Below are 24,393 nucleotides of genomic sequence, written 5' to 3' on the forward strand. Positions count from 1 at the left end.
CGTAAATAAAATTACGTTGAACGTATTACGTAATTATCTTCAATATCGAGCCGCCCGCGGGTACACTGCCCTCGAAAGCCCAGGGGCAGCCCCGGCAGACAACCACGAGGACACGACCATGGCGCGCAGCGGCGTGCGGTATGAGGATGTCCAGCGGGCCATCGACGCCCTGCTGGAGAAGGGAGAAGCGCCCAGCGTGCACAAGGTGCGCGAGGTACTGGGCACCGGCAGCTTCACGACCATCAGCGAGCACCTGAGGGAGTGGCGCGCACGGCGCGAGGAGAACCGCGACCTGCCCCCGCCCCGGGGCATGCCCGAGGCCCTGCAGGAACTCGCGGAGTCGCTGTGGGAGAAGGCCCAGGCATCTGCCAACGAGGCACTCGCCCACTATCGACAGGAGGCCGAGGGCCGGGTAGAGACAGCGCGGGAGGAAGCCGGCGAGGCCCTGCGCCGGGCCGAGGATGCCGAGCAGCGCGAGTCGGCGCTGGCCGCCCACCTGGCGCGAACCGAGCAGCGCCTCGAGGAGCAGAGCGGCGAGCTGGCGCGTCGTGAGTCAGAGCGTGATGTGCTGGCGGAGCGTGAGGCGAAACTCGCCACCCGGCAGACTCGCCTCGAGGCGCAGCTGGCGAGCCTGCAGCAGGAGAACGAGCGACAGGCACGCGAGCAGCAGCAGGCCCTCACCGAGCAGGCCGCGCGCCACCAGGAGCGCCTGGCGCGGGAGGAGAAGCGTCACGAGAGCAGCGAGGCGCGCCTCATGGGGCTGCTCGACGAGGCGCGTCAGGAGCGACAGGCCGCCGACAAGCAGCAGGCCCAGCGGCTGCAGCAGCTCGAGGCACGGCTGGAGCGGGCGCAGCAGCTGGTGCAGGAGGCGCGTGGTGCCCTGGCCGAGGAGGAGAAGCGCCACCGCGAGACCGAGTGGGCGCGTCACCAGGCTGAGGAGCGAACCCTGTCCCTGCAGCACGAGCAGGCCCTGATGCAGGCGCGCATCGACGAGCAGAAGCAGCTGCTGGAGGAGCAGGTGCGCCGGCTGCGCGACCTGGAGGCCCAGCTCCATCGCTGCCTGTGGCAGGCGCCGGTGCCCTCCCGGCCCCGCGAGGAGGAGCCCGAGGACGACGAAGGCCCCGCGGGAGCGGGGCCTTCGAGAGGGGATTCAACGTGATGCGGGACTCGCCCCGGGCGCGACCCGGGGCATGGATTGCTCCCGCCCTGGAGCTGGCAACGGGGCCTAGCGGTAGTAGGCGTTGGTCGTGTCCGTATGGTCGGTCACGTCGCGGATCCCGGCGAGCTCCGGGATGCGTTCCAGCAGGGTCTTCTCGACGCCATCCTTGAGGGTGAGGTCCACCGCCGCACACCCCTGGCAGCCGCCGCCGAACGCCAGCACTGCGACCTGGTCCTCGGTCAGCTCGACCAGCTTGATCTCGCCGCCGTGGGAGGCCAGTCCCGGGTTGATCTCGCTGTAGAGGATGTAGTTGACGCGATCCTCGAGCGGGCTGTCGGCGTTGACCTTGGGCATCTTGGCGTTGGGCGCCTTGATGGTCAGCTGCCCGCCCATGCGGTCGGCGTTGAAGTCGACCACGGCCTCCTCGAGGAAGGGCAGGCTGTTCTTGTCCAGGTAGACGCGGATCTTCTCGAGTTCCAGCAGCTCGTCGCTGGGCTCCTCCTCGCCGGGCCGGCAGTAGGCCAGGCAGGTCTCGGCGTAGGGGGTGCCCGGCTGGGTGATGAAGATGCGCACCGCGATGCCCTCGACGTTCTGCTTCTCGAGCAGTTCGGCAAGGTAGTCCTGGGCGCTGTCGGTAATCTGTATGCTGTCGCTCATGGTGCTCTCGCTATCGCGACATGCCGCGCCGGGGTGGCGTCGCGACATGTACTGAACGTGTGATGCCCTCAATGGTAAGCGACCCACGCGGCCGACACAATCCCGACTGAATTGCTGGGTTTTAGGCTGCCCCCTGCCGCGGCGTCATGGCTTTTGCTAAGATGAGCGCCTTTCCCGGCGGTCTGCCGATGTTCCCGAGTCCGGTGGACCCGCCCCTTGCCCGCAGCGCCTATCCTCGACAAGACGCCCCAGGCGCCCCGCTGCCGGCTCGACCCTGACTGCCCCACGCTGGAGATTGATTCGACCCATGGCCGCCGCTCCCACCTCCCTGACCGCCACGCTCCATGACAGCCTCGCGCGACGCATCCTGATGCTCGACGGTGGCATGGGGACCATGCTGCAGAACGCCGGGCTCTCGGAGCAGGAGTTCCGTGGTGAGCGCTTCGCCGACTGGCCGAGCGACCTCAAGGGCAACAATGACCTGCTGGGCCTGACCTGCCCCGACCTGGTGACGCGGATCCACCGCCAGTACCTGGAAGCCGGCGCCGACATCGTCGAGACCAACACCTTCAACAGCACGCGCCTCTCCCAGTCGGATTACGGCATGGAAGACCTGGTGCCCGAGCTCAACCGGGAGTCGGCGCGCCTGGCCCGCGCGGTCTGTGACGCCGTGGCCGAGGAGACGGGGGTGGCGCGCTACGTGGCCGGCGTGCTCGGGCCCACCTCGCGTACCGCCTCGCTGTCGCCGGACGTCAATGACCCCTCCAAGCGCAACGTCACCTTCGACGAGCTGCGCGAGAACTACCTCGAGGCCGCCGAGGCACTGATCGAGGGTGGCGCCGACCTGATCCTGATCGAGACCATCTTCGACACCCTCAATGCCAAGGCGGCGATCTATGCCCTGGAGGAGCTGTTCGAGGCACGCGGCGAGCGGCACCCGGTGATGATCTCCGGGACCATCACCGACGCCTCGGGGCGTACCCTCTCGGGCCAGACCACCGAGGCGTTCTGGAACTCGGTCCGCCATGCCCGCCCGCTCTCCGTCGGCCTCAACTGTGCCCTGGGGGCACAGGAGCTGCGCCCCTATGTCGAGGAGCTGGCCACCAAGGCCGACGCCTTCGTCTCGGCCCACCCCAACGCCGGCCTGCCCAACGAGTTCGGCGAGTACGACCAGAGCCCCGAGGAGATGGCGGCAATCGTCGCCGAGTTCGCCGCGAGCGGCCTGGTCAACATCATCGGCGGCTGCTGCGGCTCCACCCCCGAGCATATCGCGGCGATCCACGCCGCCATCCAGGGGCTGGCGCCGCGCCGGGTGCCCGCGCGGCCGCGGGCCTGTCGTCTCTCCGGCCTCGAGCCCTTCAACATCGAGGCCGACTCACTGTTCGTCAACGTCGGCGAGCGTACCAACGTCACCGGCTCGGCGCGCTTCAAGCGCCTCATCGTCGAGGAGGACTACACCACCGCCCTCGAGGTCGCCCTGGAGCAAGTGGAGAACGGCGCCCAGGTCATCGACGTCAACATGGACGAGGGGATGCTGGAGTCCCAGGAGGCGATGGTGCGCTTCCTCAACCTGATTGCCGGCGAGCCCGATATCGCGCGGGTGCCGATCATGATCGACTCCTCCAAGTGGGAGATCATCGAGGCGGGCCTCAAGTGCGTGCAGGGCAAGGCGGTGGTCAACTCCATCTCGATGAAGGAGGGCGAGGAGGCCTTCCGCGAGCAGGCCACCATCTGCCGTCGCCATGGCGCGGCCGTGGTGGTGATGGCCTTCGACGAGGCCGGCCAGGCCGATACCTTCGCGCGCAAGACCGAGATCTGCCAGCGTGCCTACCGGATCCTGGTCGACGAGCTGGACTTCCCGCCGGAAGACATCATCTTCGACCCCAACATCTTCGCCATCGCCACCGGCATCGAGGAGCACGACAACTACGCCGTGGACTTCATCGAGGCCACCCGCTGGATCCGCGAGCACCTGCCCCACGCCCTGGTCTCGGGCGGCGTCTCCAACGTCTCCTTCTCCTTCCGCGGCAACAACCCGGTGCGCGAGGCGATCCACTCGGTGTTCCTCTACCATGCCATCCGCGCCGGGCTGACCATGGGCATCGTCAATGCCGGCCAGCTGGCCGTCTACGACGACTTGCCGGCGGAGCTGCGCGAGGCCGTGGAGGATGTGGTGCTCAACCGCCGCAGCGACAGCACCGAGCGGCTGCTGGACCTCGCCGACAAGTACAAGGGCGACGGCAGCGGCCCGGCCAGGAAGGAGGACCTGGAGTGGCGCAGCTGGGAGGTCGAGAAGCGCATCGCCCACTCCCTGGTCAAGGGGATCACCGCCTACATCGAGGAGGATACCGAGCTCGCCCGGCAGCGGGCCGAGCGGCCCATCGAGGTGATCGAGGGGCCGCTGATGGACGGCATGAACGTGGTCGGCGACCTCTTCGGCGCCGGCAAGATGTTCCTGCCCCAGGTGGTCAAGTCGGCCCGGGTCATGAAGCAGGCGGTGGCCTACCTGATTCCCTACATCGAGGCCGAGAAGAGCGCCGACACCCAGGCCAAGGGCAAGATCGTCATGGCCACGGTCAAGGGCGATGTCCACGATATCGGCAAGAACATCGTCGGCGTCGTGCTCCAGTGCAACAACTACGAGGTCATCGACCTCGGCGTGATGGTCCCCGCCGAGAAGATCCTGCAGACCGCCCGCGACGAGAATGCCGACATCATCGGCCTCTCCGGGCTGATCACCCCGTCGCTGGACGAGATGGTCCACGTGGCCAGGGAGATGCAGCGCCAGGGCTTCACCCTGCCGCTGCTGATCGGTGGCGCCACCACCTCCAAGGCCCATACCGCGGTGAAGATCGAACCCGGCTACGAGCATCCGGTGATCTATGTCACCGATGCCTCGCGTGCCGTGGGCGTGGCCGGCAAGCTGCTCTCCCCGGCCCTGAAGCCGGCCTATGTCGAGGAGATCCGCGCCGAGTATGTGACGGTGCGCGAACGCAATGCCAAGCGTCGCCCCAAGGCCGCCGACCTCACCTACACCGAGGCCCGCCAGCGCAAGCCGGCCATGGACTGGGACGGCTACACGCCGCCGCGGCCGGCCATCACCGGGCTCGAGGTGTTCGACGACTATGACATCGAGGAGCTGGTCGAGCGCATCGACTGGACCCCCTTCTTCATGAGCTGGCAGCTGGCCGGCAAGTACCCGAAGATCCTCGATGATGCCAAGGTCGGCGAGGCGGCCCGCCAGCTCTTCGCCGATGCCCAGGCGATGCTGCGCAAGCTGATCGACGAGAAGCGCATCCAGGCCCGCGGCGTGATCGGCCTGTGGCCGGCCAACAGCGTCGATGACGATGTCATCGAGGTCTATGCCGACGAGTCGCGCCGCGAGGTGATCGAGCGGCTTCACCATATCCGCCAGCAGACCACCAAGAACCGTGACGGCGTCTGCCACAGCCTGGCCGACTTCATCGCCCCGAAGGAGAGCGGCAAGCCCGACTGGATCGGTGGCTTCGCCGTCACCACCGGGCATGGCGTGGAGGCCCTGGCCGAGCAGTACAAGGCCGCCGGCGACGACTACAACGCCATCCTCGTCCAGTCGCTCACCGACCGGCTGGCCGAGGCGTTCGCCGAGCGGCTCCACGAGCGGGTCCGCAAGGAGTTCTGGGGCTATGTGCCCGACGAGACGCTGGACAATGACGCCCTGATCGCCGAGAAGTACCAGGGCATCCGCCCGGCCCCCGGCTACCCGGCCTGCCCCGACCACACCGAGAAGGCGACCCTGTTCCGTCTGCTCGAGGCCACCGAGAATACCGGCCTCGCGCTGACCGAGAACTTCGCCATGTGGCCCGCCGCCGCGGTGGCCGGCTGGTACTTCTCCCACCCGCGCTCGAAGTACTTCGCCACCGGCAAGATTACCCGGGACCAGGTCGAGGCGCTGGCCAGCCGCAAGGGCATGCGCCTCGCTGAGCTCGAGCGCTGGCTCGCGCCGGTGCTCTCCTACGACCCGGCCTGACCCTTCCGGCCCGCTGCGGCGGGCCTTGCCCTCACCTGCCCGGAACACGGATGCTGCCCGAGCCCACTCGCCGCCAGACGATCCTGCGCCTCGCCCTGCCGATCATCGCCGGCATGCTCACCCAGAGCCTGCTCAACCTGATCGACGCGGCCCTGGTGGGTTCGCTCGGCGAGGTGCCGCTGGCCGGCGTGGGCATCGGCGGCTACGCCATGTTCCTGGTCACCGCCGTGCTCTTCGGACTCTCCTCCGGCGTCCAGGCCCAGACGGCCCGTCGCCACGGGGAACAGGACTGGGCACGGCGCGCCATGGCGCTCAACGCCGGCCTGGCGATCGCCCTGGCGGTGGCCCTGCCCCTGACCCTGCTCTGCCTGTGGCAGGCGCCGCGCCTGCTGGCGCTGATCACCCAGGACCCGGCGGTCACTGCCGAGGCGGTGGCGTACTTTCGCTGGCGGGTCGTCTCGCTGATCCCGGTGGCGATGATCTTCTGCTTCCGAGGCTACTGGAACGGCATCCAGCAGACGGGCATCTACCTGCGCATCATCCTGGTGATGCATGCCATCAACGTGGTGGCGAGCATCGGCCTGATCTTCGGGCTCCTCGGCCTGCCGGCCATGGGCGCGGCCGGGGCCGGGGCCGGCACCACGCTGTCGCTCTTCGTCGGGCTCGCCATCTGGGCCGGGCTGAGCTTGCGCCATGCCACCGCCAGCGGCTTCCTGGCCGGGCTACCCCGGCGCACCGCCCTGGCCACCACCCTGCGCCTGGCCACGCCCCACTCCTTCCAGCAGATCTGGTTTGCCGCCGGCTATGCCGTGCTGTTCTGGATCCTGGGGCAGATCGGGACCGCCAGCGTTGCCGTCGGCCACGTGCTGGTCAACCTCTCGCTGCTGCTGATCCTGCCCGGCGTGGGCCTCGGCATGGCGGCGATGAGCCTGGTGGGCCAGGCGCTGGGGCGCGAGGCCCATGGCGAGGCCCACCGCTGGGGCTGGGAGGTGGTCCATCTGGCCTGGCTCTGCCTGGCGGTACTGGCCCTGCCGATGGTGCTGTTTCCCGAGGCGGTACTGGGCCTCTTCCTGCATGATGCCGAGCTCGTCGTCCTGGGCACGCTGCCGCTGCGCCTGACCGCCGCGATGATCGTGCTGGATGCCGCGGCACTGGTGTTCGCCCAGGCCCTGCTCGGCGCCGGCGCCCACCGCACGGTGATGGCGACCACCCTCACCCTGCAGTGGCTGGTGTTCCTGCCACTCGCCTGGTGGGTCGGGGTGGTGCACGACCAGGGGCTGGTCGGCATCTGGTGGGTGCAGCTGGGCTATCGCGCCCTGAACTCGGCCGGCTTCGTGCTGATCTGGCAGCGTCGGCGCTGGCAGGCGCTGGTCATCTGAGTCGGCGTCATTCCATTTTGCATATAAACTATAAACATTTATTCTTTTCTAGAATAAAAGACAGACGGTAAGGTAGCGCCATAGTCCGCCACTTCCCAGCATCAGGAATGCGCTGAATGTATCGTTACGACACCCACGACCAGACCCTGGTCGATGAACGCGTCGCCCAGTTCCGCGACCAGATGCGCCGCTATCTCGCGGGCCGGATCAGCGAGGAGGAGTTCCTGCCGCTGCGCGTGCAGAACGGCCTCTACATCCAGCGCTATGCCCCCATGCTGCGCATCGCCATTCCCTACGGCATGCTGGCGTCCTATCAGCTGCGCAAGCTGGGCGAGATCGCCGCCCGCTATGATCGCGGCTACGGCCACTTCACCACCCGCACCAACCTGCAGCTGAACTGGCCGAAGCTCGAGGACGTGCCGGATATCCTTGCCGATCTCGCCAGCGTGCAGATGCACGCCATCCAGACCAGTGGCAACGACATCCGCAACACCACCACCGACCAGTTCTCCGGCGTGGCGGCCGACGAGGAGGTCGACCCGCGCCCCTGGTGCGAGCTGATCCGCCAGTGGTCGACCTTCCACCCCGAGTTCGCCTACCTGCCGCGCAAGTTCAAGATCGCCGTGACCGGTGCCGTCGAGGACCGCGCCGCCATCCAGGTCCACGACGTGGGCCTGCGCCTGTGGCGCGATCGCGATGGCGAGGTGCGCGTGAAGGTGCTGGCCGGCGGCGGGCTGGGCCGCACGCCGATGATCGGCGAGGTGGTCCGCGAGGACCTGCCCTGGCAGCACCTGCTGACCTACCTGGAGGCCCTGGTCCGGGTCTACAACCAGTTCGGTCGCCGCGACAACAAGTTCAAGGCGCGCATCAAGATCCTGGTCAAGGCACTGGGCGTCGACGAGTTCCGTCGCCGCGTCGAGGAGGAGTGGGCCCACCTCAAGGATGGCCCCCAGACCCTGACCCAGGGCGCCGTCGAGGCCGTGGCGGCGCACTTCGTCGAGCCGCCGCGCCGTGAGGTGCCGGCCGAGGCCATCGCGGCCTTCGAGCGGCTGCGCGGCGAGAACCGCGCCTTCGCCCGCTTCGTCACCAACAACGTCAACGACCACAAGGTGTCCGGCTACAAGGCCGTGACCCTGTCGCTCAAGCGTCGCGAGCACTCGCCCGGGGACGTCACCTCCGAGCAGATGGCGGCCATCGCCGACCTGGCCGACGAGTTCGGCCATGGCGAGCTGCGGGTCACCCACGAGCAGAACCTGGTGCTCACCGACGTGCCGGTGGACCGCCTGGAGGCACTCTGGCAGCGGCTGGAGGCCCTGGGCATGGCCAACCCCACGGTGGGCACCCTGGCCGACCTGATCTGCTGCCCCGGCGGCGACTACTGCGGCCTGGCCAATGCCAAGTCGATCCCGGTCGCCCATGCCATCCAGGAGCGCTTCGAGGATCTGGACTTCCTCTACGACCTGGGGCCGCTGGAGCTCAATATCTCCGGCTGCATGAATGCCTGCGGCCATCACCATGTCGGCCACATCGGCATCCTCGGCGTCGACAAGAAGGGTGAGGAGTACTACCAGATCTCGCTGGGCGGCAGCCAGGGCAATGGCACCTCCCTGGGCAAGATCCTGGGGCCCTCGTTCTTCCGCGAGGACGTGCCGGAGGTGATCGACAAGCTGCTGCAGGTCTATGTCGGCAGCCGCCAGCCCGACGAGACCTTCCTCGACACCTATCGCCGCATCGGCCTCAAACCCTTCAAGGAGCGTGTCTATGCCTGAGCAGACCGTCACCCGCCCGCTGATCGTCAAGCGCCGCCTGGTCGAGGACCACTGGATCCGCCACGACGAGGAGACCGCCCCGGCGCAGGGTCCTGCCCTGGTCCCCCTGGCGGTGTGGCAGGCCGCCGGCCGGCGCGACGACCTGGCCCCCTGGCTGCCCAGCGACACCGAGCTCACGCCGGCGCTGGCGGACGAGCTGATGGCGGCCCCGCTGGTCGGCATCGACTTCCCCAAGTTCACCGATGGCCGGGGCTACAGCATTGCCCGGCTGCTGCGTGAGCGGCATGGCTACCGGGGCCAGATCCGCGCCCTGGGCGACGTGCTGATCGACCAGCTGTTCTACATGTCCCGCTGCGGCTTCGATGCCTTCTCGCTGCGCGAGGACCAGGTCGTTGAGGATGCCCTGCGCGCCCTGGATACCTTCAGTCGCGGCTACCAGCCGGGCACCGACGACCCCGAACCACTGTTCCGTCGGCGCCTGCGCGAGCTCGCCCAGCGGCGCGCGCAACCCGCGCTGGCCTGACACCCTGCCCGGGGTAGCGCACGCTGCCGGCCCTCGGGCCGGCAGCGTCGTTTTGCCGAGGACCTCAGCCGCGCCGCTTCTGCTGGCGCTCCCGGTTGGCGGCCTTCGCCCGTTCGCTCTTGCGCAGCATCACCCAGGTTGCGCCCAGGCCGCCGTCTGCCTGCCCCGCCGAGACGAAGGCCTGCACCTCGTCAAAGGCGCCGAGCCACTTCGCCAGGTAGGAGCGCAGCACGTTGGGTGGGCTGTCGATCTCGCGCCCCCGGCCGTGGACGATCATGACCGAGCGCAGGTCGTGGGCGTAGGCCTCGCGGATGAAGGGCGGCAGCAGGCGCCGGCACTCCTCCAGGGGGCGACGCAGCAGGTGCAGGCTGGCCTGCACCGGATAGCCACCGTGGCGCAGGCGGTCGACCACCGCCTGCTGGATGCCGTCCCGGTGGAAGGCCAGGGGATCGAAGGGCGGCAACAGGTCGACGAAGTCGTCGGAGAGGAAGTCACGGCCCGCCGCCTCGGCCGCGGCACTCTCGCGCCTGGCCAGCTGCGCCTCGCTGGGCGCGTGCCGTGCGCGCCCGGGGTCGGCCCGGTTGGTGGCGCCGTGCAGGGGGCGAACATCCCCCATCAGTGCCCGGAAATCCACGTCGTCGCGATTCGCCTGGCTCATGGGGCACCTCCTGAACGTCATGGGGGAAATCCCATCCTAGCAGAGCCGTCCCGGCGGCTTAAGTCGCCGGCCCGATCGTGGCAGGATGGCCCTCGGACCACGACAAGGATGCCCCATGCGACCCCTCAAGTGGCTGGGGGCCCTGGCCCTCGGCACCCCGCTGGCCCTGGCCGGCTGGCTGTGGCTCTCCCTGCTCAGCCCCTGGACCTACGACCGTCCCGACCACCTGGCTCCCGTCCAGGAGGGGCCCCATCGGGTCTTCGTCTATGGCACCCTCACCCATGCGCCGGTCCGCTGGCTGGTCTACGGCCGCGCCGGCGATCCCGAGCCGGCCGTGCTGGAGGGCTACCGGCGCAACGACCTGGATCTTGAGAAGGCCCCTCGCGGAGAGGTGGAAGGCCTGGTGCTGACCGTCGATGCCGGGGAACTGGCCCGTCTGGATCGCTACGAGAGGCTTGGCATTCGCTATGATCGCGTCCGGGTGACGCTGGCGGATGGCCGCCGCGCCTGGGCCTATCGACGACGCGATTAGGCGGCTTCGCGGTTATCCGGGGTTGGGGATAGGCGGTCCTTTCGGCTCAAGGAGACATCATGGAAAGCGAGATCTCGCTGCTCGACATGTTCGCCCGGCTGGGCGTGGCCGCCGGCCTGGCGCTGGTGCTGGGCCTGGAACGCGAGCTGCGCGGCAAGCCCGCGGGGTTGCGCTCGCACATGCTGGTGGCGCTCGGGGCCGCGGCCTTCCTGATCGTGGGGCTGGAGATCCTGTTCGCCACCGCCGAGGGAGACCCCTCCGCGCGCATCGACCCCACGCGTATCGTCGAAGGGGTGATCGGGGGCATCGGCTTCCTGGGGGCCGGCAGCATCATTCGCAGCGGCGCCAGTGTCCACGGCATCACCACCGGCGCCTCGATCTGGCTGGCCGGCGCCATCGGCATTGCGGCCGGGGTCAACAACTTCGCCCTGGCCGCCATGGTCACCTTCATGGCGCTGGTGATCATGTCGGTCCTGGGCGCCATCGAGCGAGTCCTCCCCGGCCACCGGGACGCAGACTGAGTCCGGCCGGTTGTGGCGAGATTCCGCCGCAGCCTACAATGAGCCCCTTCTCTCCGAGTGGCAAAAGGATGCGTCCATGATCACCCTCCTGCACAACCCGCGCTGCTCCAAGTCACGCCAGGCCCTGGCCCTGCTCGAGGAGGCCGGTGCCGAGGTGACCGTCCGCCGCTACCTGGACGAGCCGCTGGATGCCGATGAGCTGCGCTCCCTGATCCAGCGCCTGGAGGGGAGTGTCTCGGCGCTGGTGCGGCGCAACGAGACCGAGTGGAAGCAGCTGGGGGCCGATGTCGAGGATCCCCGCCAGGTGATCGATGCCATCGTCACCCACCCGCGCATCCTGCAGCGGCCCATCGCCGACGATGGGCGACGGGCGGTCATCGGCCGTCCGCCCGAGGCGGTCCTCGCCCTGCTCGACTGAGCGCCATCCGCACGCCCCGTCTCTTCAGGCCATCAGGAACCCCCATGACCGACGACCACCGCCCCTATGTGCTGATCCTCTTCTACTCGCGCCACGGCGCCACCCGCGCCATGGCCGAGCGCCTCGTCGCCGGCGTCGAGTCCTGCCCCGGCATCGCGGCCCGACTGCGTACCGTGCCACCGGTCTCGGCCACCTGCGAGGCCGTCGACCCCGAGATTCCCGAGGCGGGTGCCGTCTATGCCAGTCTCGATGACCTGCGTCACTGCGCGGGCCTGGCCATCGGCAGCCCGACCCGCTTCGGCAACATGGCCGCTCCGCTCAAGTACTTCATCGACGGCACCAGCGAGCTATGGCTCGGTGGCGCCCTGGTCGACAAGCCGGCCACCGCCTTCACCTCGACTTCCAGCCTGCATGGGGGCCAGGAGACCACCCTGGTCTCGATGCTGCTGCCGCTGCTGCACCACGGCATGGTCTATGCCGGCCTGCCCTACAGCGAGGTCGAGTTGATGGAGACCGCCGCCGGCGGGACGCCCTACGGGGCGAGCCATGTCGCCGGCAAGCGCAGCGACCGGCCGCTGGACGAGCATGAGCGACACCTCGCCTTCGCTCAGGGCAAACGCCTGGCCCGGCTGGCCCTGGCCCTCGAGGCCTCGCGCCGGGAGGCCAAATGAGACAGTGGCTGGAAGGCGTAGAAGCCCGCAAGGGGCTCGACCGGCTGACCGACGGCTCGCGCCGGCTGGTGCTGGGCAGCTACGGCCTGCTGCTGGCGCTGATGGTCTATCGTGGGGTGATCGTCACCACCGACGGCAACCCCCTGGTGCCCCTGCTGGCCTTCGTGCTGCCGCTGGTGCTCTTCCTGCCCTCGATCCTCACGCGCCGCCCCCGCGGCCATGCCTGGCTGGCCTTCGTCAGCCTGCTCTACTTCACCCAGGGGGTGATGGTGGCCACCCTGCCCGGCCAGGGGCTGCGCGGCGGTGCCGAGGCCCTGGTCGCCCTGGCCCTGTTCGTCGGCTGCACGGCCTACGCCCGCTTCCGCAGCCGGCAGCAGCGGGCCGACTAGCGGATGGCGCGGGAGCTGCTAGGCTGAGCGTGACCGGCGTCAAGCGACGCCCGGTCACCCCCTCACCGGACACGAAACGGAGATCGTGATGCCCCTGTCCCGCCTTTCCCTCATCGCGGCCACCCTCACCACCGCCCTTCTCGCCTCGACCAGCAGCCAGGCCGACGTCGACAAGGCCATCGAGTATCGCCAGGATGCCCTGGGCGTCATGGCCTGGCAGATCGGCCCGCTGGGTGACATGGCCCAGGGCAAGATCGACTACGACGCCGAGACGTTCGCCCGGCGTGCCGAGAACCTCGCCGCCGTGGCCCCTCTCCCCTGGGAGGGATTCGTGGAGGGCTCCCTGCGGGGAGGCGACCATGGTGTCGACACCGATGCCCTGGCCGATATCGCCGACGACCGGGAGGACTTCGAGTCTCGCCAGCAGACCCTGATCGAGGAGACCGCCACCCTGGCCGAGCTCGCCCGGGGAGATGACTTCGCCGCCATGCGCCGGCAGGTGGCGACGGTCGCCGACACCTGCAAGGGCTGCCACGACAACTACCGCGCCGAGTGATCCGGCGCGCGCTCATGCGGAGGCGGCGCAGCGAGCCGCCTCCGCCGTGACGTCAGCTCACCGCCTGTCACAGCTGCCATAGCCAGCTCACCACCCCGACGGCGACCAGCAGCAGGACGGCCGCCAGCCAGGGGCTGCCACGTGCGGAGTCCGCGCCGTCGTCGACCCGATCCGCGGGACGCCCCGGCAGCCGCTTGCGGCCCGTGAGCATGGCGCCCACCAGGCGCTCCCCCTTCGCCCGATGCACCACCAGGGCCACCAGGTGCAGCCCGATCAGCCCGATCAGCAGCTGGGCATTCCAGTGGTGCAGGGTGCGCAGGGTGTCGCTGACCTCGGTCGAGACCCGGTCATGCAGCGGCGCCTGGAAGAAGATGTCGTCGCTGAGGAAGAGTCCGCTGGTCGCCTGGACGCTCAGTGACACCAGCATGGCCAGCACGGCCAGCCCGCCGAGGGGGTTGTGGCCGGCATAGGGCGGCAGCGGCCCGCGGCGAAGGGATCGCAGGTAGTCCAGCATGGCCCCCGGCCCATGCAGGAAATGCCACAGCCGTGCATGCTGGCTGCCGCCCAGGGCCCAGCCCCAGCGAAAGAGCAGCAGGCCCAGCACCACCAGTCCGACCCGACCATGGATCTCCACGGGAAACACGAAGGGCGCGCCACCGGTCTTCATGGTGTAGAAGGAGAGCGCCACGGCGCTGACCAGGGCCCAGTGAAACAGGCGGATCGGCAGGTCCCAGACCCTCACTTGGTGCATCGTGCTGGCTCCTCGCGTTGATGGCACTTCGTCCTTGCCGATGGGTGAGGCTCGGCCCGCCTCGGCGTATAATGTTCCGCTCATCAAAGTGTCGGCGCTACGCCACACGACGACAAGGAGGTCCACCTTGCCCAAGCGTCACGCCTGGCAGGAAGCCGGTGTCACCACCCTGCCGGTCATGTTCGGCTACCTGCCGCTGGGGGCGGCCTTCGGCATCCTCGCCATCGAGGTGGGCATCCCGGCATGGGGGGCGCTGCTGATGTCACTGCTGATCTATGCCGGGGCCGGCCAGTTCCTGGCCGTCACCCTGCTGGCCGCCGGTGCCGGCCTGGTGGAGGTGGCCGTGGCCACCCTGATGTTGAACTCCCGCCACCTCTTCTATGGCCTCTCCCTGCTGCGCCGCTTCCAGGGGGCCGGCTGGCGCAAGCCCTACCTGGTCTTCGCCCTCACCGACGAGACCTACTCGCTGCTTACGACTCACGCCGGGGATGCCGGCCTGGACCATGCCCAGGCCTTTCGGGTCAGCCTGCTCAACCAGCTCTGGTGGGTGCTGGGGTCAATGTCCGGTGTGCTGGTCGGCACCACCCTGGCGTTCGACAGCCGCGGCATCGAGTTCGCCCTCACGGCGCTGTTCATCGTGCTGACCCTGGAACAGGCACGACGGCTGCGCCAGCTGCTGCCCTTCGCCATTGCCCTGGCCACCGGTCTCGGGGCCATGCTGCTGCTGCCGGACCGCCACCTGCTGCTGGGGGCCATCGGGGCGGCCAGCCTGGTGCTGCTGGTCGACTATCGGCGTCGGCAGTCCGGAGGTCGCCCATGAACGGCCTCGACCTGATGGGATTCATCCTGGTGTGTGCCGCGGCGACCCTCGCGACCCGGGTGCTGCCCTTCGTGGCGCTGGCGCGTCAGGCGGAGCATCCGCTGATCCTGCACCTGGGGCGCTACCTGCCGCCGGCGGTGATGATGATCCTGGTGCTCTACGCCCTGCGCGACTTCCGCCCGCTGGCCGACGGCCAGCTCAATGCCGCGGCCGATGGCTGGCCGATGATCCTCGCCGCCCTGGCGGTGGTGGGGCTGCACCTCTGGCAGCGCAACGCCCTGCTGTCGATCATCGGCGGTACCGGCGCCTACATGGCGATGGTGCAGCTGGGCTGGGCGCCATAAGCTCAGCCGAAAATATCTCTCACCCGCCCCGTCCGAGGTATTGAGCTCGACCCGGCGAGCGGCGACCATGGCACAAAATCCGAGGAGAAGGTCATGACACGCAAGATTGCCGACATCCGGCGCGACTATGAAGGTGGCCAGCTCGACGAGTCCGCCACCCCCGAGGAGCCCATGGCGCTGTTCGACGAGTGGCTGACCCTGGCGCTGGAGGAAGAGGGGGACGACGGCAATGCCATGACCCTGGCCACTGCCGACAGCCAGGGCCTCCCCCATGCGCGCATCGTGCTGCTCAAGGGCATCGATGACCAGGGGCTGGTCTTCTACACCAACTACCACAGCCACAAGGGCAGCGAGCTGACCAACGTGCCCCATGCGGCCGTGGTGTTCTGGTGGCCGTCGCTCTCCCGGCAGGTGCGCGTCGAGGGCCGGGTGGAGCAGGTGGCGCCCGAGGAGTCGGATGCCTACTTCGCCACTCGCCCGCGCGGCAGCCAGCTCGGGGCCTGGGTAGCCACCCAGAGCGTGGTGATCCCGGATCGTACCTGGCTCGCGGAGCGCGAGCAGCGCTTCGAGCGCGCCTATGAGGGACAGGAGGTCCCCCGTCCCATCCACTGGGGTGGCTATCGGGTCGTTCCCGACATGATCGAGTTCTGGCAGGGGCAGCCGAGCCGGCTCCACGACCGTATCCGCTACGAGCGGCGCGACGGCAGCTGGCACCGCTTCCGCCTGGCGCCCTGAGCGCGCCTTCCGCCCCCGAGGAACGGCCCCCGCAACAGCGAGGGCCGTCGTCCTTCGGCGGGCGACTCAGTCCGGCAGGCTCTCCAGGCGATGCTTCTGCCAGTCGCTCTCCGGCTCATTGAGCCGCAGCACCGCATCCACCACCTGCTCCTCCATGTTGTAGCGCTGCTTGAAGCCCAGATGCTTCATCAGGGCGCGCATCGGGTGGTTGTCGACCATGATCTTGCCGATCATCTCCAGGGTGCCCACGCTCCGGCAGTAGCTGATCATCTTCTTCATCAGCAGGCTGCCGATGCCAAGCCCCTGGAGGTCGTCGCGGATGATGACCGAGAACTCGGTGCGGATGTTGTCCGGGTCGTTCCAGACGCGGACCACCCCGAGCATCTCCTTGCTGCCGTCGTCTCGCAGGTGCTCGGCGATGAAGGCCATCTGCCGGTCGTAGTTGATGTGCGACAGGTGCGACAGGTCTCGCTGGGTCAGGTCGGCCTTGTTGTGGAAGTAACGGAAGCGGATGCTCTCCTCGGAGAGCTGCTCGTGGAAACGCGTGATCAGCGGCGCATCCTCGGCCCGGATCGGGCGAACCTCGACCTGCCAGCCGTTCTTGAGCGTCACCCACTCCCGCAGCTCCTCGGGATAGGGCATTATCGCGAAGCGCGCGGGGGTGCCGAGGTCCATGGCGAAGTCCACCGCCACCACGCCATCGCGGTTGAGCAGCAGCGGGTTGAGCTCCAGGCCGCGCAGCTGGGGCAGGTCGCTGGCCATCTGTGACAGCTTGACCAGCAGCTCGCAGAGCCGCTCCAGGTCACGCTCGGGATGGCTGGAGTGTTCGCGGATCAGTCGGGCGGCATGGGTACGCCCCACCACGTCCGCGGCCAGGCTCATGTTGAGCGGGGGCAGCGCTACCTGGCGGTCGGCCAGGATGTTGACCTTGTAGCCGCCGATGCCGAACACGATCACCGGACCGAAGATCGGATCCCGGGTGATGCCGGCGCACAGCTGCATGGAGTGCTTGCCGCGCTGCATGGCCTGCAGGCAGTACTCGCGGATCGCGAAGTCCGGAAACTTCTCCTTCACCTTGTCGTGCAGACGACCCACGGCCTCGGCGACCTGTTCCGGGCTCGCCAGGTCCTGGATCAGGCCGGCGGAGATCTTGTGCGGGTGCTGGCGGTAGCGGAAGGGACGGCAGTTGCCCTCGTGGATCACCTTGAGGGCCAGGGGGCCCTCGAAGGCGGTGGCTGCCTCGGCGGCCTCCTCGGCGGTCTGCGGATAGCGGCTTGGGGCCACCGGCAGCCCGTAGGCCTCCAGCACCTGCGCGGTCTCGGAGTGCGACAGGCACTCCCGACCCGCCTCGCGGGCCTCCTCGATCAGTGACCGGCAGCGCCGCCGGATCTCCGGGGTGGTGGTGAAGGGCAGGCTCGGGGGAAGTTCCTGCAGCAGTGCCTGCACGCGCTGATAGTCGACCATGTGCATGAAGGCCTTCACCGCCTTCTCCGGGGAGATATAGGTCGGTATGCCGGCCAGGTTGCACTCGTGGCGTGCCGATAGCGCCTCCTCCAGGCCCATCCAGCTGGTCAGCAGGTTGCGCCGGAAGCGCTTGCGTGCGGCGATGATCGCCTGGGCGGTGGTCTTCGACGGGGCCAGGCGGGTCGGGGCATGGACCACCAGCACGGCATCCACGCCCGGGTCGGCCGCCACGATCTCCAGGGCCTCGACGAGTCGCTCCGGGCTGGCATTGCCGCCCAGATCCACCGGGTTCTCGCCGGGCTTGCTCATGTCGAAGTCGTCGCGGCGCAGGGCATCGCGGGTCGCCTCGCTGAAGCGGGCCAGCTTGCCCCCGGCGTTGATCAGCTTGTCGATGGCCAGCATCGCCGGCCCCAGGCCATTGGAGACGATGGCCAGGCGGTCCCCCTTCAGGGGCTTCATGCGCGACAGCGTCTCCAGGGCGTCGAACAGCTCGTCGGAGTCGTCGACCCTGACCACCCCCGCCCGGGCGAAGGCCGCATCGAAGACCTGGTCACGATTGGCGATACCGGGCGTGGGCGGCAGGCCGGAAATGTCGGACTCCGCGGTGCGCCCGCTCTTGATGGCCAGTACCAGGCGGTTGCGCGAGGCATCGCGCAGCGCGGTCATGAAGTGCTGGGCATCCATGATGCGTTCGAGGTGGAGCAGTATCGCCTGGGCGGGCGAGAACTGGTTGATGTAGTCCATCAGGTCGGGCAGCAGGACGTCGACGCTGTCGCCCACCGTGAGCAGGTGCGAGAAGCCGATGCCGCGGCCGGCGGCCCAGTCGATCATGGCATTGCCGAGCATCCCCGACTGGCCGAGATAGGCCACGCGCCCGGCCTTCACCGGCTGGCTGGCATAGGAGGCGTTGAGCTTGCGCCCCGGCACGATCAGCCCCATGCACTCGGGCCCGAGGACGCGGATGCCCGATGCCCGGGCGGCGGCGAGCATGCGACTGCGGATCGAGCCCTTGTCGCCCCGCGCATCGTCGAGGTGGGCACCGCCGGAGAGCACCAGCGCGGCCTTGACGCCGAAGCGCCCGAGCCTCTCGATCAGGCCCGGCACCGTCTCCACCGGCGAGCAGATCACCGCCAGGTCGGGCACCTCGGGCAGCTGCGAGACCCGGCTGACGCAGGGCATCGAGAAGACCGACTCATAGCCCTTGGGATTGACCGCCCATACGCTACCGGCAAAGCCGCCTTCCCGGAGGTTGCGGATCACCAGGCCGCCCATGGAGTGGGGCTTCTCGGAGGCCCCGATCACCGCGATGGTGGCGGGTTCGAAGAAGTGGCGCAGGAAGCGGGTGCTCAAGCAGGATTCTCCCTGAAGGAACGTTGCCCTTCATTGTGTAAGACTTATTGACACTGTTCTGCAAGCGGGCGTCACGATTAAGGTGACCTAAGTCACTTCGGAGCCAGTGCATGATCACCGCCTACATTACTCACCCCGACTGCCAGTTGCACCACATGGGCCCCGAACATCCCGAGAGCCCGCTGCGGCTGGATGCCATCCGGGCGCGGCTGATGCTCTCCGGTGTGTTGCAGCAGACCATGCAGTCCGAGGCCCGGGAGGCAACCGAGGAACAGCTCGCCCGGGTCCACCCTCTTCGCCACCTGCGGGCCCTGGACAAGTGCGTCCCTGAGCATGGCATCGTCACCCTCGACAGTGACACCATGATGAACCCGAACAGCCTCAAGGCGGCAAGGGTGGCCGCGGGGGCGGTGGTACGTGGCGTCGACCAGGTGTTTCGCCACCAGGCCGACAACGTCTTCTGCGCGGTGCGCCCCCCGGGGCACCATGCCGAGGCCAGCGACGCCATGGGCTTCTGCTTCTACAACAACGTGGCGGTGGGCGCGGCGCATGCCAGGGCCAAGTACGGGGCCCGCCGGATCGCCATCCTCGACTTCGACGTCCACCAGTGCAACGGCACCATCGACATCTTCAAGGATGACCCCGAGGTGCTGGTCTGCACCAGCTTCCAGTTCCCCTTCTACCCCTGGCGCTACCTGCGCAGCGAATGGCAGAACGTGGTCAATACCCCCTTGCCCGCTGGCACCGACAGCGCCGCCTTTCGCCAGGCGATCGAGGACGACTGGCTGCCTGCCCTGCACGCCTTCAAGCCGGAGATCGTGCTCGTCTCGGCGGGCTTCGATGCCCACCGTGAGGACCCCATGGCGGAGCTCTGCCTGGAGGACGAGGATTACCACTGGATCACCCACATGGCGCTGGAGATCGCCGCCCTCTACGCCGATGGCCGCCTGGTGTCGGTCCTGGAAGGCGGCTATGACCTGGATTCCCTGGGTCGCTGTGCCGAGGCACACCTCAAGGCCCTGCTCGGGCTGCCCTTCGGCGATTGAGGCTGTTTCCGGGCGCAAGGAAACAGCCGAGCCACCGCCGGATCGCCCGCCTTCCCGTCGCTCCTTGGCATGACGGCGTCGCGGGCGTGGGGCCGCAGGCAGCGACTGTGGTAGGCTTGGGGAAACCTCGTTTCCAATAGTGAACAACGCATGACCGCCACCACCGATCAGGATGCCGCCCTGCGCATTGCCGCTGGCCGCAAGCCCTTCGTCGAACCGCTGCGCCTCGGCGAGCGCCTCAAGGAGATTCGCCTGGCGCAGCAGTGGACCCTGGAGGACGTCAGCCAGCGCACCGGCCTGGCGCGCTCTACCCTCTCCAAGATCGAGAACGATCAGATCTCTCCCACCTTCACCGCAGTGCAGAAGCTGATCAATGGCCTGGGCATCGACCTGCCCCAACTGCTTGCCCCACCCAAGGTCCAGCCCCGCACCATGGGGCGGCGCGACCTCACCCGCCGGGGCGAGGGGCAGCGCCACCCGACCCCGACCTACGAGCACGAGCTGCTCAGCTGCGAGCTCGCCCAGAAGCGCATGATCCCCTTCAAGACCATCGTGCGGGCGCGCGCCTTCGACGAGTTCAACGAATGGGTGCGCCACGACGGCGAGGAGTTCCTGATGGTGCTCGACGGCGAGATCCTGCTCTACACCGAGTACTACGAGCCGCTGGCCCTGGCCAGCGGCGACAGCATCTACTTCGACAGCGCCATGGGACATGCCCTGGTCTCGGTCAGCGACGCCGATGCCGTGGTGCTGTCGGTCTGCACCCGGGGCGAGGGCAGCGCCTGAGGCTCAGGCCCGCGCCCGGTCCCCCGGGCGCCGCGCGGGGACGGCATCGAGCTCGAGCCGGCCCGCGCCATGGATCGCCTGGAAGTGGCGCCCCTTGGCCCGGGCGATCAGCAGCACGCCGAAGCGCTGGGCCAGCTCCACCCCCTTCTGAGTCACGCCGGACCGCGACACCAGCACCCCGATGCCCATCTGCGCCACCTTGAGCACCATCTCCGAGGTCAGCCGCCCGGTGGTGTAGAAGATATCCGCGCCGGCGGAGTCCGTCTCCTCGAGCCACTGGCGCCCGGCCAGGGTATCCACGGCATTGTGCCGCCCCACGTCCTCGACGAAGTCCAGCACCGCCTCCTGGCGACACAGCGCGCAGCCATGCACGGCGCCGGCACTGCGATAGGTCTCGTTGTAGGCACCGAGGTTGTCGAGCAGCCGGTAGAGCACCGACTGGCGCATCACGGTGGCCGGCAACGGCTGCAGGGAGGTCGCCTCGAGCAGCCGGCCGAAGACCGTGCCCTGGCCGCAGCCGGTGGTCACCGTGCGCTGGCCCAGGCGCTCCTCCAGGTCCTCCGGCAGGTGGCGGGTGACCACCGCGGCCGCCTCCACCTCCCAGTCCACGTGCACCGCCTGGAGGTCCCGCTGCTCGGCCAGCAGCCCCTGGTTGCGCAGGTAACCGACCACCAGCGCCTCGGGGTCGGCGCCCAGGGTCATGAGCGTGACGATCTCCCGCTTGTTGAGGTAGACGGTCAGGGCCCGTTCCGCGGCGATGGCCTGCCGCCTCGCCTCGCCAAACTCGTCGAGCACCTCGATCTCCAGGGTGGCAGGCAGGCGCGCCCGGCTCAGGCGGATGTCATGCATCGACGGCTCCTCGGCAGAACGTTGATTGACGATGATGGCATTGTCTCCGCCTACTGTCTTTACTACCTAGAGACAAGGCTGGAGCAATACCTCACATGTCGCCAATCAGCAGCTCTTGCTCGCTCAGCTTCGATGTCGCCGGCGAGCCGCTTGCCATCAAGGGCTTCACCACGACGCGCTGGAGGATCGTCGACCTCGTCAGCGGTCTTGCTGGCCCCTGGACCCTGGACCTGCAGCTCTACATGACCGAGCGGGCCGCCTACCGCTTCAACCTGACCAGTGCCACCCCTCGCCTGTTCGTGCGGGCGGGTGAGGCCGGCGCCCAGCCAGTTCCCGCCGCCATCACCGCCAGCCAGGACGTGGCTGCGGGCTGGCTTGATGGCGAGCATCGGGTACTGGAAGTGGACATGCCGCTGGCGATACAGGCCTGGATCGAGGCCTACCTCGCCCATCATGGCGAGGCCCCGGCGGAGGGGCGCAAGAAGAAGCGCAAGGGGGCCGGGCGCGCCCGGGAGATCGGAGCATGAGCCGGTTCGAGCGATGGTCCCGCCTCAAGCGCGGCGAGCACCCGGCATCGCCGGAGGCGCCGTTGGCGCGGTTGGCGCCTCGGGCCAGCGAGCCGCGGGCGGGCGAAGAGCCGGACCCTGGGCCGCGGGAACCCGATGCCCCGGAGCGCGATGCCACTTCCTCAGGTTCGCCGGCCCCCGGCAGCCTGGACCACACTCTGCCCGACCCGGATACCCTTCCGCCCGGCAGCGACATCAAGGCCTTCCTGGCCTCCGGGGTCAGCAGTGGCCTGCGCAAGCGCGCCCTGCGGCGCCTCTTTGCCGGGAAGCATTATGGCATCCGTGACGGCCTCGACGACTACGACGATGACTACCGGCAGAAGCTTCAGCCGCTGGCCGGCGAGGTGGCCGAGCGGCTGCGCAACTGGACACGGCGGCAGCTGGAGGACGACGAGAGCCCGGACGAGGTTACGTCAGACGCCGTGGCCAACGGCGGCGAAGGCCCCCATGAGAGTCCCCCGGATACCCCCGAACAGGTGTCGCATACCGACACCGATGAGGCACAGGAGGCACCACGCTCCCATGACCGCCCGGGATGACGCCGGGGCGACGTAGCCGGCCAAGGCCCGGGGCCTGTCCATTGAGCCGGCCTATCGGTGCCATGCATCAGTCCTATGCATTAGACCAAGGGAGCGTTTGCGCGCGGCGCCGATTGGACCAACACTAATTAATTAGCATTTCACAACAAGAACAAGTTCAACCTACGCAACCCGACCGTGAGACTGCATGAACCAGCGAATCGATATCATGCCGGTGGATGACGACCGCAACCGGCAGGCGCGGGAGGCGGCACGCCAGCGAGTCTCCTGGCCGGTCAACCTCACCCCGGCCAGTGTCGGCTACCGCAGCGAGGGGCACGCCCTGGTGCTTGGCAACGAACGCGACGTCCGGCGTGCCGCCCGCGCTTTGCACGACCGGGGCCTCCCTCCTCCGGCCCTGCTCTTCACCGAGCCCATGGCCGACGGCGAGACGCACCAGGAGGACGAGGCGCTGCTCGGCGACACTGCCGTCATGACCAGCCAGCGGCTCTCAAGGTCGCAGGCCCGTTCGCTCGAGATCGAGGGCTACCTGGGGCACTTCTCGGTCCGCCTGGCCGGCGAGGACGACACCCTCGACCTGGCACGGGCCCTGGCCAACCGCGAGCATTTCGACCTGGTGCTCGATCTGGGTGAGACCCCGCTGCTCGCCCTGGAACTGCCCCCGCCCGGCTATGTCGCCCTCGCCTGGCCTGACCCGCAGCGCGACGAGCAGCTGGAGGCGCTCGCCGGCCTGGTCGGCGAGTTCGACAAGCCGCGCTACTTCCAGATCGACAATGGCCTCTGCGCCCACTCGGCCAGCGGCTACACGGGCTGCACCCGCTGCCTGGAGGTCTGCCCCGCCGATGCCGTCAAGAGCCATCAGGGCCGAATCGACGCGTGGATCGAGATCGACCCCTTCCGCTGCCACGGCGTCGGCAGCTGCAGCAGCGCCTGCCCGACCGGGGCGATCCAGTTCCGCCTCCCGGAGACCGCCCGCCAGCAGGAGACCCTGCTGGCGTGGCTCGCCGCCTATCGGGATGCCGGTGGCACGGTACCGGTGGTGCGCTTCGCCGAGGCCGGCGACCTGGCCACGGAGAGCGACGCCGCGGGCCATGTTCTCGACATTCCCCTCGAGGAGCTGGGGGCCGCCGGCCATGACCAGTGGTTGACCGCCCTGGCCGGCGGCGCCGCCGAGGTGCGCATCCAGTGCCGCCCCGGCATGCCCGACCGCCTCACGGCCTTCATCGACGACCAGCTCGCCCAGGCACATGCCCTGCTCCACGCCCTCGGCCACTCGCCGTCGCGGGTAAGCCGCCTGACGGCCGGGGACGCGGCGGCCCGTGACGCCCTGCCGGGCGAGGCCCCGCTGGAAGGCGCCCCCCTGGTGCTCACCGGCAGCGACAAGCGCGAACGCCTCGATCAGGTGCTGGACCATCTGGCGAGTTGCGGCACGCCCGATGGCCAACGCCATGCGATGCCCACCGGCGCCGCCTATGGCGGTCTGGCGGTCGACGGCGAGGCCTGCACCCTGTGTCTCTCCTGCGTCTCCAACTGTCCCACCCCGGCACTGGCCGCCGGCGACGACCGTCCGCTGCTGAGCTTTCGCGAGGCGGACTGCGTGCAGTGCGGGCTCTGCGCCGAGGCCTGTCCCGAGGATGCCATCACCCTGGTGCCCGGCTTCCTGGCCGACGCCGCGCGAGGCGAACGCCGGGTCCAGCACGAGGAGGCCGCCTTCCCGTGCATTCGCTGCGGCAAGCCCTTCGCCACCGCGAGTACCGTCGCGACCCTCAAGGCCAAGCTTGCCGATCATCCCTACTTCGCCGGCGATGCCCTGGCGCGCCTGGAGATGTGCGAGGACTGCCGGGTCAAGGATGTCTGGCAGGCCATGGCCCGCGACCCCGAATCGCAGCTGAAGGTATGACG

General features: G+C 68.8%; 24 protein-coding genes. 19 read left to right on the plus strand and 5 right to left on the minus strand.

The features are described from left to right. Positions 1 to 118 precede the first annotated feature (118 nt). Positions 119 to 1,159, plus strand: coding sequence for a DNA-binding protein (locus tag P8934_RS09585; protein ID WP_278030833.1), 1,041 nt, complete (start codon positions 119 to 121; stop codon positions 1,157 to 1,159). A gap of 66 nt (positions 1,160 to 1,225) precedes the next feature. Here the strand turns inward: P8934_RS09585 and nfuA are convergent, their stop codons facing one another. Continuing rightward, complete coding sequence (gene nfuA, locus P8934_RS09590) at positions 1,226 to 1,816, minus strand: Fe-S biogenesis protein NfuA (RefSeq protein WP_133634118.1); 591 nt, start codon at positions 1,814 to 1,816, stop codon at positions 1,226 to 1,228. 307 nt (positions 1,817 to 2,123) lie between these two features. Between nfuA and metH the strand changes: the two genes are divergently transcribed. The 4 genes from metH (at position 2,124) to P8934_RS09610 (ending at position 9,496) form a co-directional block, all read left to right on the plus strand. Then, positions 2,124 to 5,825 carry a methionine synthase gene (gene metH, locus P8934_RS09595; RefSeq protein ID WP_278030834.1) on the plus strand — a complete coding sequence of 1,234 codons (3,702 nt, stop codon included), beginning with the start codon at positions 2,124 to 2,126 and terminating at the stop codon, positions 5,823 to 5,825. Positions 5,826 to 5,875: 50 nt separating this feature from the next. Then, positions 5,876 to 7,204 (plus strand): MATE family efflux transporter, encoded by a 1,329-nt coding sequence (locus P8934_RS09600; RefSeq protein WP_278030835.1) that lies wholly within the window; start codon positions 5,876 to 5,878, stop codon positions 7,202 to 7,204. Positions 7,205 to 7,320: 116 nt separating this feature from the next. Further along, complete coding sequence (locus P8934_RS09605; RefSeq protein ID WP_133634112.1) at positions 7,321 to 8,973, plus strand: nitrite/sulfite reductase; 1,653 nt, start codon at positions 7,321 to 7,323, stop codon at positions 8,971 to 8,973. Next, positions 8,966 to 9,496, plus strand: a complete 531-nt coding sequence (locus P8934_RS09610) for a DUF934 domain-containing protein (protein ID WP_278030836.1) — start codon at positions 8,966 to 8,968, stop codon at positions 9,494 to 9,496. The genes P8934_RS09605 and P8934_RS09610 overlap by 8 nt, the downstream gene beginning before the upstream one ends. A 64-nt stretch (positions 9,497 to 9,560) precedes the next feature. Here P8934_RS09610 and smrA read toward each other — a convergent pair whose 3' ends face one another. Continuing rightward, positions 9,561 to 10,154, minus strand: coding sequence for a DNA endonuclease SmrA (gene smrA, locus P8934_RS09615; RefSeq protein ID WP_278030837.1), 594 nt, complete (start codon positions 10,152 to 10,154; stop codon positions 9,561 to 9,563). Between the two features lie 115 nt (positions 10,155 to 10,269). Between smrA and P8934_RS09620 the strand changes: the two genes are divergently transcribed. The 6 genes from P8934_RS09620 (at position 10,270) to P8934_RS09645 (ending at position 13,241) form a co-directional block, all read left to right on the plus strand. Continuing rightward, positions 10,270 to 10,686 carry a gamma-glutamylcyclotransferase family protein gene (locus P8934_RS09620; RefSeq protein WP_278030838.1) on the plus strand — a complete coding sequence of 139 codons (417 nt, stop codon included), beginning with the start codon at positions 10,270 to 10,272 and terminating at the stop codon, positions 10,684 to 10,686. A 59-nt stretch (positions 10,687 to 10,745) separates the two neighbouring features. Next, complete coding sequence (locus P8934_RS09625; RefSeq protein ID WP_278030839.1) at positions 10,746 to 11,207, plus strand: MgtC/SapB family protein; 462 nt, start codon at positions 10,746 to 10,748, stop codon at positions 11,205 to 11,207. A gap of 76 nt (positions 11,208 to 11,283) precedes the next feature. Continuing rightward, entirely contained in the window at positions 11,284 to 11,625 is a 342-nt protein-coding gene (gene arsC, locus P8934_RS09630) for an arsenate reductase (glutaredoxin) (protein WP_278030840.1), read from the plus strand. 44 nt (positions 11,626 to 11,669) lie between these two features. Next, the gene (gene wrbA / locus P8934_RS09635) at positions 11,670 to 12,296 is read left to right on the plus strand and encodes an NAD(P)H:quinone oxidoreductase (RefSeq protein ID WP_106231302.1); all 627 of its coding nucleotides are present in this window, start codon (positions 11,670 to 11,672) and stop codon (positions 12,294 to 12,296) included. Further along, positions 12,293 to 12,685 (plus strand): DUF2069 domain-containing protein, encoded by a 393-nt coding sequence (locus P8934_RS09640; protein WP_133634101.1) that lies wholly within the window; start codon positions 12,293 to 12,295, stop codon positions 12,683 to 12,685. Before wrbA ends, P8934_RS09640 begins: the two co-directional genes overlap by 4 nt. A gap of 88 nt (positions 12,686 to 12,773) precedes the next feature. Next, positions 12,774 to 13,241, plus strand: a complete 468-nt coding sequence (locus P8934_RS09645) for a cytochrome c (protein ID WP_278030841.1) — start codon at positions 12,774 to 12,776, stop codon at positions 13,239 to 13,241. Positions 13,242 to 13,308: 67 nt separating this feature from the next. Here the strand turns inward: P8934_RS09645 and P8934_RS09650 are convergent, their stop codons facing one another. Continuing rightward, positions 13,309 to 13,992, minus strand: coding sequence for a cytochrome b/b6 domain-containing protein (locus tag P8934_RS09650; RefSeq protein WP_278030842.1), 684 nt, complete (start codon positions 13,990 to 13,992; stop codon positions 13,309 to 13,311). 127 nt (positions 13,993 to 14,119) lie between these two features. Here P8934_RS09650 and P8934_RS09655 point away from each other — a divergent pair, with 127 nt between their 5' ends. The 3 genes from P8934_RS09655 (at position 14,120) to pdxH (ending at position 15,891) form a co-directional block, all read left to right on the plus strand. Continuing rightward, positions 14,120 to 14,812: an AzlC family ABC transporter permease gene (locus P8934_RS09655; RefSeq protein ID WP_278030843.1), complete on the plus strand. Its 693-nt coding sequence runs from the start codon at positions 14,120 to 14,122 to the stop codon at positions 14,810 to 14,812. After that, a complete protein-coding gene (locus tag P8934_RS09660) occupies positions 14,809 to 15,156 on the plus strand; it encodes an AzlD domain-containing protein (protein WP_278030844.1) in 348 nt (115 codons plus the stop codon). The genes P8934_RS09655 and P8934_RS09660 overlap by 4 nt, the downstream gene beginning before the upstream one ends. A 93-nt stretch (positions 15,157 to 15,249) precedes the next feature. Next, positions 15,250 to 15,891 carry a pyridoxamine 5'-phosphate oxidase gene (pdxH, locus tag P8934_RS09665; protein ID WP_278030845.1) on the plus strand — a complete coding sequence of 214 codons (642 nt, stop codon included), beginning with the start codon at positions 15,250 to 15,252 and terminating at the stop codon, positions 15,889 to 15,891. A 66-nt stretch (positions 15,892 to 15,957) separates the two neighbouring features. Here pdxH and P8934_RS09670 read toward each other — a convergent pair whose 3' ends face one another. After that, positions 15,958 to 18,705, minus strand: coding sequence for a bifunctional acetate--CoA ligase family protein/GNAT family N-acetyltransferase (locus P8934_RS09670; protein ID WP_278030846.1), 2,748 nt, complete (start codon positions 18,703 to 18,705; stop codon positions 15,958 to 15,960). A gap of 110 nt (positions 18,706 to 18,815) precedes the next feature. On the opposite strand from P8934_RS09670, the gene P8934_RS09675 reads away from it, so the two are divergent. Beyond that, positions 18,816 to 19,751: a histone deacetylase family protein gene (locus P8934_RS09675; protein ID WP_278030847.1), complete on the plus strand. Its 936-nt coding sequence runs from the start codon at positions 18,816 to 18,818 to the stop codon at positions 19,749 to 19,751. A 150-nt stretch (positions 19,752 to 19,901) separates the two neighbouring features. Continuing rightward, positions 19,902 to 20,537: an XRE family transcriptional regulator gene (locus P8934_RS09680; protein WP_278030848.1), complete on the plus strand. Its 636-nt coding sequence runs from the start codon at positions 19,902 to 19,904 to the stop codon at positions 20,535 to 20,537. A 3-nt stretch (positions 20,538 to 20,540) separates the two neighbouring features. On the opposite strand, the gene P8934_RS09685 is transcribed toward P8934_RS09680, so the two are convergent. Next, complete coding sequence (locus P8934_RS09685; RefSeq protein WP_278030849.1) at positions 20,541 to 21,386, minus strand: formate dehydrogenase accessory sulfurtransferase FdhD; 846 nt, start codon at positions 21,384 to 21,386, stop codon at positions 20,541 to 20,543. Between the two features lie 95 nt (positions 21,387 to 21,481). On the opposite strand from P8934_RS09685, the gene P8934_RS09690 reads away from it, so the two are divergent. The 3 genes from P8934_RS09690 (at position 21,482) to P8934_RS09700 (ending at position 24,391) form a co-directional block, all read left to right on the plus strand. After that, complete coding sequence (locus P8934_RS09690; RefSeq protein WP_278030850.1) at positions 21,482 to 21,913, plus strand: DUF3305 domain-containing protein; 432 nt, start codon at positions 21,482 to 21,484, stop codon at positions 21,911 to 21,913. Further along, on the plus strand, positions 21,910 to 22,491 hold the full coding sequence (locus P8934_RS09695) for a DUF3306 domain-containing protein (RefSeq protein WP_278030851.1): 582 nt from the start codon (positions 21,910 to 21,912) through the stop codon (positions 22,489 to 22,491). The genes P8934_RS09690 and P8934_RS09695 overlap by 4 nt, the downstream gene beginning before the upstream one ends. A 187-nt stretch (positions 22,492 to 22,678) precedes the next feature. Then, on the plus strand, positions 22,679 to 24,391 hold the full coding sequence (locus tag P8934_RS09700; protein ID WP_278030852.1) for a 4Fe-4S binding protein: 1,713 nt from the start codon (positions 22,679 to 22,681) through the stop codon (positions 24,389 to 24,391). Positions 24,392 to 24,393: the final 2 nt, after the last annotated feature.

This window comes from Halomonas sp. CKK8 (genome assembly GCF_029625235.1).
In the GTDB taxonomy this organism is placed as follows: domain Bacteria; phylum Pseudomonadota; class Gammaproteobacteria; order Pseudomonadales; family Halomonadaceae; genus Halomonas; species Halomonas ventosae.

Excerpts from the sequence above, each read along its gene's own strand:
- P8934_RS09695 (WP_278030851.1), top strand. The coding sequence starts at position 21,910 with ATGAGCCGGTTCGAGCGATGGTCCCGCCTCAAGCGCGGCGAGCACCCG.
- P8934_RS09610 (WP_278030836.1), top strand. The coding sequence starts at position 8,966 with ATGCCTGAGCAGACCGTCACCCGCCCGCTGATCGTCAAGCGCCGCCTG.
- P8934_RS09620 (WP_278030838.1), top strand. The coding sequence starts at position 10,270 with ATGCGACCCCTCAAGTGGCTGGGGGCCCTGGCCCTCGGCACCCCGCTG.
- metH (WP_278030834.1), top strand. The coding sequence starts at position 2,124 with ATGGCCGCCGCTCCCACCTCCCTGACCGCCACGCTCCATGACAGCCTC.
- P8934_RS09685 (WP_278030849.1), bottom strand. The coding sequence starts at position 21,386 with ATGCATGACATCCGCCTGAGCCGGGCGCGCCTGCCTGCCACCCTGGAG.
- smrA (WP_278030837.1), bottom strand. The coding sequence starts at position 10,154 with ATGAGCCAGGCGAATCGCGACGACGTGGATTTCCGGGCACTGATGGGG.
- pdxH (WP_278030845.1), top strand. The coding sequence starts at position 15,250 with ATGACACGCAAGATTGCCGACATCCGGCGCGACTATGAAGGTGGCCAG.
- P8934_RS09600 (WP_278030835.1), top strand. The coding sequence starts at position 5,876 with ATGCTGCCCGAGCCCACTCGCCGCCAGACGATCCTGCGCCTCGCCCTG.
- arsC (WP_278030840.1), top strand. The coding sequence starts at position 11,284 with ATGATCACCCTCCTGCACAACCCGCGCTGCTCCAAGTCACGCCAGGCC.
- nfuA (WP_133634118.1), bottom strand. The coding sequence starts at position 1,816 with ATGAGCGACAGCATACAGATTACCGACAGCGCCCAGGACTACCTTGCC.
- P8934_RS09690 (WP_278030850.1), top strand. The coding sequence starts at position 21,482 with ATGTCGCCAATCAGCAGCTCTTGCTCGCTCAGCTTCGATGTCGCCGGC.
- P8934_RS09660 (WP_278030844.1), top strand. The coding sequence starts at position 14,809 with ATGAACGGCCTCGACCTGATGGGATTCATCCTGGTGTGTGCCGCGGCG.
- wrbA (WP_106231302.1), top strand. The coding sequence starts at position 11,670 with ATGACCGACGACCACCGCCCCTATGTGCTGATCCTCTTCTACTCGCGC.
- P8934_RS09675 (WP_278030847.1), top strand. The coding sequence starts at position 18,816 with ATGATCACCGCCTACATTACTCACCCCGACTGCCAGTTGCACCACATG.
- P8934_RS09625 (WP_278030839.1), top strand. The coding sequence starts at position 10,746 with ATGGAAAGCGAGATCTCGCTGCTCGACATGTTCGCCCGGCTGGGCGTG.
- P8934_RS09585 (WP_278030833.1), top strand. The coding sequence starts at position 119 with ATGGCGCGCAGCGGCGTGCGGTATGAGGATGTCCAGCGGGCCATCGAC.
- P8934_RS09640 (WP_133634101.1), top strand. The coding sequence starts at position 12,293 with ATGAGACAGTGGCTGGAAGGCGTAGAAGCCCGCAAGGGGCTCGACCGG.
- P8934_RS09680 (WP_278030848.1), top strand. The coding sequence starts at position 19,902 with ATGACCGCCACCACCGATCAGGATGCCGCCCTGCGCATTGCCGCTGGC.
- P8934_RS09605 (WP_133634112.1), top strand. The coding sequence starts at position 7,321 with ATGTATCGTTACGACACCCACGACCAGACCCTGGTCGATGAACGCGTC.
- P8934_RS09650 (WP_278030842.1), bottom strand. The coding sequence starts at position 13,992 with ATGCACCAAGTGAGGGTCTGGGACCTGCCGATCCGCCTGTTTCACTGG.
- P8934_RS09700 (WP_278030852.1), top strand. The coding sequence starts at position 22,679 with ATGAACCAGCGAATCGATATCATGCCGGTGGATGACGACCGCAACCGG.
- P8934_RS09645 (WP_278030841.1), top strand. The coding sequence starts at position 12,774 with ATGCCCCTGTCCCGCCTTTCCCTCATCGCGGCCACCCTCACCACCGCC.